This is a genomic window from Streptomyces thermospinosisporus, assembly GCF_039526425.1.
GTDB lineage: Bacteria > Actinomycetota > Actinomycetes > Streptomycetales > Streptomycetaceae > Streptomyces > Streptomyces thermocarboxydovorans.
Genome location: NZ_BAAAIZ010000018.1, coordinates 6,888 through 12,196, shown reverse-complemented (window position 1 = coordinate 12,196; position 5,309 = coordinate 6,888). Strand labels below are relative to the sequence as shown.

The 5,309-nt window shown below is 74.7% G+C and carries 6 protein-coding genes; 5 read left to right on the top strand and 1 reads right to left on the bottom strand.

The window, feature by feature from the left end; all coding sequences use genetic code 11:
- Positions 1–15: 15 nt before the first annotated feature.
- Positions 16–396, bottom strand: a complete 381-nt coding sequence (locus tag ABD207_RS08105) for a metallopeptidase family protein (protein ID WP_343998512.1) — start codon at positions 394–396, stop codon at positions 16–18.
- Between the two features lie 344 nt (positions 397–740).
- Here ABD207_RS08105 and ABD207_RS08100 point away from each other — a divergent pair, with 344 nt between their 5' ends.
- The 5 genes from ABD207_RS08100 to manA all read left to right on the top strand — a co-directional run.
- Positions 741–1,163 (top strand): DUF3499 domain-containing protein, encoded by a 423-nt coding sequence (locus ABD207_RS08100; RefSeq protein WP_344011192.1) that lies wholly within the window; start codon positions 741–743, stop codon positions 1,161–1,163.
- Between the two features lie 116 nt (positions 1,164–1,279).
- On the top strand, positions 1,280–2,644 hold the full coding sequence (locus ABD207_RS08095; RefSeq protein WP_344011191.1) for a phosphomannomutase/phosphoglucomutase: 1,365 nt from the start codon (positions 1,280–1,282) through the stop codon (positions 2,642–2,644).
- Positions 2,645–3,260: 616 nt separating this feature from the next.
- Entirely contained in the window at positions 3,261–3,431 is a 171-nt protein-coding gene (locus ABD207_RS08090; RefSeq protein ID WP_344011190.1) for a Trm112 family protein, read from the top strand.
- A 62-nt stretch (positions 3,432–3,493) separates the two neighbouring features.
- Complete coding sequence (locus tag ABD207_RS08085; protein WP_344011189.1) at positions 3,494–4,621, top strand: SIS domain-containing protein; 1,128 nt, start codon at positions 3,494–3,496, stop codon at positions 4,619–4,621.
- Positions 4,622–4,711: 90 nt separating this feature from the next.
- On the top strand, positions 4,712–5,309 hold a 598-nt coding region (gene manA / locus ABD207_RS08080), incomplete at its 3' end, for a mannose-6-phosphate isomerase, class I (RefSeq protein WP_344011188.1).

Here is a 5,309-nt window from a genome sequence, read left to right as displayed (position 1 = left end):
GGCCGGTGCCGGGTCTCAGTCCTCCCCGTAGCGGGGGTCCACCGTCTCCGGGGTCAGCCCGAGCAGCTCCGCGACCTGCTCGACGACCACCTCGTGCACCAGCGAGGCCCGCTCGTCGCGGCCCTTGGAGCGGATCTCCACCGGGCGCCGGTAGATCACCACCCGCGCGGGCCGCCCGTCGCGTGCGGGCACGGCGCCGCCCAGCGGAACGGCCTCGTCGTTCCACCCGGCGGCCGCCCCGTCCAGCCGGGGCACGTCCAGCACCAGGAAATCGATGTCGGCGAGCTGCGGCCACCGCCGCTCCAGCCGCTCCACGGAGTCCTGTACGAGATCTGCGAACGTCTCCGCCCTGCTGGCCGCGAGCGGCACCTGCGGCGGTGCGATCGGTCCCCGCATGCCCCTGCCGTGACGATCACGGCGTCGGGGCCCGGGGCCGGCAGCGGCACGGGGCGTCACAGGGTTGTCCATCACTGTGCAGGGTAGTCTCCCGCGCCCCCGCATGCCCGACCCCGCACCGTCCCACGCCCCATGTCACTCACTGACCGTTTCAGCCAAAGTCGGGCTCGATTCCGTATCCCTCCTGGACCGGTGATCTCAAGGCGTTTGACGGCCTTTGTGCCAACTGGTGACCGCAATCAGAATCGGTCGCCGCCTCATGCGCCCCCGTCCGGCCAGGTCACCGAGCGGGTTCCCCGAGGCCGTGTGCGGCGTCTCACACCACGACACGGGGGAGTGACCTGGTGGAGAGTCGTCGCGGCCCGTTCAAGAGTGCGGTACCGTCCAACGTCGTGAGCCCTGTACGTCGCTGTTCGCGCACCGCTTGCGGCCGTCCCGCCGTCGCGACGCTGACGTACGTCTATGCCGACTCGACCGCGGTCCTCGGCCCCCTCGCCACCTACGCCGAACCCCACTGCTACGACCTGTGCGCCGAGCACTCCGAACGCCTGACCGCACCGCGCGGCTGGGAGGTCGTCCGCCTGCTCGACGGCTCGGCTCCGGCCCAGCCCAGCGGCGACGACCTGGAGGCCCTGGCGAACGCCGTGCGCGAGGCGGCCCGCCCGCAGGAACGCGCGGCGGGTGCGGGCGGCGGCGGACGCGGGGCCGATCCCATGGAGGTCGCCCGCCGGGGCCACCTCCGTGTGCTCCGCTCACCGGACGACTGACCCGCACCGACGACGCCGGTCCGCCGGACCGTTTCGGCACGGTGCCCGCCCCGTACGGCAGGGCACGACCGGCCGGTAGTTTGTGGTGACCGACAGGACTTCGGAAGGGCTGGGCCGTGGCTGCTGATCTCTCGCAGATCGTGAAGGCGTACGACGTACGCGGAGTCGTCCCCGATCAGTGGGACGAGTCCCTCGCCGAACTCTTCGGCGCCGCCTTCGCCCAGGTCACCGGCGCGAGCGCCCTCGTCACCGGCCACGACATGCGGCCCTCCTCACCGGGGCTGTCGGCGGCCTTCGCCCGCGGCGCCGCGGCCCGCGGGGCCGACGTCACCGAGATCGGCCTGTGCTCCACCGACCAGCTCTACTACGCCTCGGGGGCGCTCGACCTGCCGGGCGCGATGTTCACCGCGTCGCACAACCCCGCCCAGTACAACGGCATCAAGCTCTGCCGCGCCGGTGCGGCCCCCGTCGGCCAGGACACCGGGCTGGCTCAGATCCGCGCCCTGGTCGAGCAGTGGAGCACCTCCGGCGCCCCGGCGCCCGCCGCCGCCCCGGGCACGGTCACCCGCCGCGACACGCTCGCCGACTACGCCGCCCACCTGCGCTCCCTGGTCGACCTCACCGCCATCCGGCCCCTGAAGGTGGTCGTCGACGCGGGCAACGGCATGGGCGGCCACACCGTCCCCACCGTCTTCGAGGGACTGCCGCTCACGCTCGTCCCGATGTACTTCGAGCTCGACGGCACCTTCCCCAACCACGAGGCCAACCCGCTCGACCCGGCCAACCTGGTCGACCTGCAGAAGCGCGTCCGGGAGGAGGGCGCCGACCTCGGCCTCGCCTTCGACGGCGACGCCGACCGCTGCTTCGTCGTGGACGAGCGGGGCGAGCCGGTCTCCCCGTCCGCGATCACCGCCCTGGTCGCCTCCCGGGAGCTCGCCCGCAACGGCGGCAAGGGCACCGTCATCCACAACCTGATCACCTCCTGGTCGGTGCCGGAGGTGGTCAGGGAGCACGGCGGCACCCCCGTGCGCACCCGCGTCGGCCACTCCTTCATCAAGGCCGAGATGGCCGCCACCGGCGCGATCTTCGGCGGCGAGCACTCCGCGCACTACTACTTCCGCGACTTCTGGTACGCCGACACCGGCATGCTGGCCGCCCTGCACGTCCTCGCCGCGCTCGGCGGCCAGGACGGCACGCTCTCCGCCCTCGTCGCCGAGTACGACCGCTATGCCGGATCCGGTGAGATCAACTCCACGGTCGACGACCAGACCGCCCGCCTCGCCGCGATCCGCGCCGCCTACGAGGGCCGCGAGGGCATCACCCTCGACGACCTGGACGGCCTCACCGTCACCTCCACCGACTGGTGGTTCAACGTCCGCCCCTCCAACACCGAGCCCCTCCTCCGCCTCAACGCGGAGGCCCGCGACGAGGCGACGATGCGCCGCATCCGCGACGAGGCACTGGCGATCATCCGCGGCTGAGGGCCCCAGGGGGCCGCCGGTGCATCTGCCGCCGTGCGCGGCCCGCGGGTGCCGATCGTCTGCCGGCGCGCGGCGCGCGGGTGCCGATCGTCGGGAACCGCCGGCGGCCGGGCGTCCGGCATCCAAGGGCCGGTGTGTGGGGCGCGGAGCGGTCGAGGGCTGACGCGGGCGCCAAGCCTTGGAGGCTGAGAGCGCGCTGAGCGCAGAGATCCGGGGCCAGCGGTGCGGCGTCGGGCATCGGAAGCCGGCGGCCGCGCGGGCATCGAGCGCCGGAGGGCCGGCGGCGGGCTCTCGGATTGCGAGCCCGACGCGGTTCGGAGCCTTCGGCCGTCCGGCGACGTACGTAGCCTCGGCCGGCCGGGTCCCGGCGGTGGGTCGCGCCGTCCGAGGCCGACGACGGCTGGTCGCGCGAGCGGAGGCCGACGGTGTGGCCTCCGGCTGCGAAGGATCGCCGACGCCGCCCGGAACGCCGGTCATCCGAGGTCGGCGGGGTGCGGGCCGCGGGGACGCCCGGGCGGAGGGGTGGAAAGGGCTCCGCGGCCGACCGGGGCGCGGTACCGGCGGTACGCTGACCAGGCACATCCGCGCACTGTCACCCGCCGTGAAGGGAACCCCCATGCCGCTCGAAGCCGGACTCCTGGACATCCTCGCCTGCCCGGCCTGCCACGCCCCCCTCAAGGAGCAGGACGCCGAGCTGATCTGCACCGGCCAGGACTGCGGTCTGGCCTACCCGGTCCGTGACGGCATCCCCGTCCTCCTCGTCGACGAGGCCCGCCGCCCGGCGTAACCGCCGTTCCGGCGACCGCCGCCCCGCGAACCGACGCCCCGCCGATCGGAGGCACGCCGCCCATGCTCGACGAAAGCTTGCTCGACTCACCGGAGGGCCTCGCCGAGGCCGATCGCCGCGGGCTGCTCCGCGGGGCCGCCGAGGCCGGCGCCCGGGTCCGCACCGCCGCACGGCACGCCGCCGAGGCCGGGATCCAGGACCTGCAGCCCGACGGCCGGCCCCGCGCCATCCTCATCGCCGGCCCCGGCGCCGCCGCCACCCAGACCGCCGACCTGCTCGGCACCCTCGCGGGCTCCGGCAGCCCTGTCACCCGCCTCGCACCCACCGGCGTCGCCCCCGCCGCGGGCGCCCTGCGCTGGGAACTGCCCGGCTGGGCCGGCTCCGTCGACCTGCTGCTCATCGCCACCCCGGACGGCACCGAACCCGGCCTGTCCCTGCTCGCCGAGCAGGCCTACCGCCGCGGCTGCACCGTCGTCGCCGTGGCCCCGGCCCGCGGCCCGCTCGCCGACTCGGTCAGCGGCCACCACGGCCTGTTCGTCCCCATGGCGACCGCCCCCTACGACCAGGAGGAACCGCTCGCGGCCTCCGCCCCCGGCGTGCTGTGGGCGCTGCTCACCCCGCTGCTGGCGCTGCTCGACCGCACCGGGCTGCTCACCGCGCCGCAGGACGCCCTGGAGAAGGTCGCCGACCGCCTGGACCGCATCGCCGAACGCTGCGGCCCCGCCATCGCCGCCTACAGCAACCCCGCCAAGACCCTGGCCGCCGAACTCGCCGACGCGCTGCCCATCGTCTGGACCGAGGGCACCTCCGCCGGCCCCGCCGGCCGCCGCTTCGCCGCCGCGCTCGCCGAGCTCTCCGGCACCCCCGCCGTCGTCGCCGAACTCCCCGAGGCGCTCGCCGCGCACAGCGCCCTGCTGGCCGGCCCGCTCGCCGCCGGGGCCGACCCGGACGACTTCTTCCGCGACCGTGTCGAGGAACCGCCCGCCCTGCACGCCCGCGTGGTGCTGCTGCGCGACCGGCCCATCGGCAGCCTCACCGCCGCCCCCGCCGCACGCGAGCTGGCCCTCACCCACGACACCCCGATCAGCGAACTCGAACCGGAGCCCGGCGGCGAACTGGAGACCCTCGCCGAACTGATCGCCGTCACCGATTTCGCCGCCGTTTACCTGGCGCTCGCCTCCCGCACCTGATCATGCCCGGGACACCCTGAACCTCCCCTGCCCACCCGTCCCCTGCCGGGGAGACAGGCACGAGCACCGCAGAAGGAACCCAAGAGCCCCATGGACCGCCTCGAGAACACCATCCGCCCCTACGCCTGGGGTTCCACCACCGCCATCCCGCGGCTCCTCGGCACCGAACCCACCGGCGAACCGCAGGCCGAGATGTGGATGGGCGCCCACCCCGGCGCCCCCTCCCGCACCGCCCGCGGCACCCTCGCCGAGGTCATCGACGCCGCCCCCGAGAAGGAACTCGGCGCCGCCTGTGTCGCCCGGTTCGGCCCCCGCCTGCCGTTCCTGCTCAAGCTCCTCGCCGCCGGCGCACCCCTCTCCCTCCAGGTCCACCCCGACCTGGAGCAGGCCAGGAAAGGCTTCGAGGACGAGGAGCGCCGCGGCATTCCCGTGGACGCCCCGCACCGCAACTACAAGGACGCCAACCACAAGCCGGAACTGATCTGCGCGCTCACCGAGTTCGACGGCCTGTGCGGCTTCCGCGACCCGCTGCGCGCCGCAAGCCTCCTCGACGCGCTCGGCGTCGACTCCCTCAAGCCCTACGCCGACCTGCTGCACGCCCGCCCCGCCGACGCCGCCCTGCGCGAGGTCCTCACCGCGATCCTCACCGCCGACCCCGAGGAGATGGCCCGCACCGTCGCCGAGGCGG

Excerpts from the sequence above, each read along its gene's own strand:
- ABD207_RS08090 (WP_344011190.1), top strand. The coding sequence starts at position 3,261 with ATGCCGCTCGAAGCCGGACTCCTGGACATCCTCGCCTGCCCGGCCTGC.
- ABD207_RS08105 (WP_343998512.1), bottom strand. The coding sequence starts at position 396 with ATGCGGGGACCGATCGCACCGCCGCAGGTGCCGCTCGCGGCCAGCAGG.
- ABD207_RS08085 (WP_344011189.1), top strand. The coding sequence starts at position 3,494 with ATGCTCGACGAAAGCTTGCTCGACTCACCGGAGGGCCTCGCCGAGGCC.